The 731-nt window shown below is 58.3% G+C and carries 1 pseudogene; it reads left to right on the forward strand.

Annotated elements, in window-relative coordinates:
* Positions 1–731: pseudogene (locus tag HX803_RS32015) on the forward strand (type IV secretion protein Rhs); the annotation flags it as partial.

The following is a 731-nucleotide window of genomic DNA, read 5'->3' on the forward strand; positions in this document are numbered from 1 at the left end:
TTACTCGTTACGAGTATGCCGATGGGCTGCATCTGATCAGCCGTCGTATTAATTCCGACGGCACCCAAGTCAAGTATCGCTACGACAATGCGCGGTTGTTGCTGACTGAAATCGAAAATGAAGTCGGTGAGACCTATGGATTGCAGTACCACCCCAATGGCCTGATCCAGCAGGAGATAGGGTTTGACGGTCAGCGCACGGCTTATGTCTACGACCTCAACGGTAACCTGCAGGAAAAGACCGAACACGGTGACGACGGCAGTCAGCTGGTTACTAAATACCAGCGCGATCCTGCTGGCCGCCTCGTAAGAAAAACCCTCCCCGACGGCAAAACCGTCGACTACACCTACGACCGCCAGGGCAACCTTCTCGGCGTCGAAGATGGTCACTGGGCGCTGGCCTACGAATACGACAGCCAAAACCGCCTCACCGCCGAACACCAAGGCTGGGGCACCTTGCGCTACGGCTACGACGCCTGCGGCCAGTTGCAAAACCTGCGCCTGCCCGACAACAACCGCCTGGTCTTCAATCATGCCAAGGGCGGTCACCTCGCCACCGTCGAACTCAATGGTGAAGTGCTCACCTCCCACCTGTTCAAAGCCGGCCAGGAACACCAGCGCCAACAAGGCCAGCTCCTCAGCCACTACCACTACGACGACCAACAACGCCTGCACGCCCACACCGTCACCCAGCAGGAACACCACCTCTACGCACGCCACCACACCTACGAC

Origin of the sequence: Pseudomonas sp. P7548 (assembly GCF_013386585.1) — a bacterium.
Classification (GTDB): domain Bacteria; phylum Pseudomonadota; class Gammaproteobacteria; order Pseudomonadales; family Pseudomonadaceae; genus Aquipseudomonas.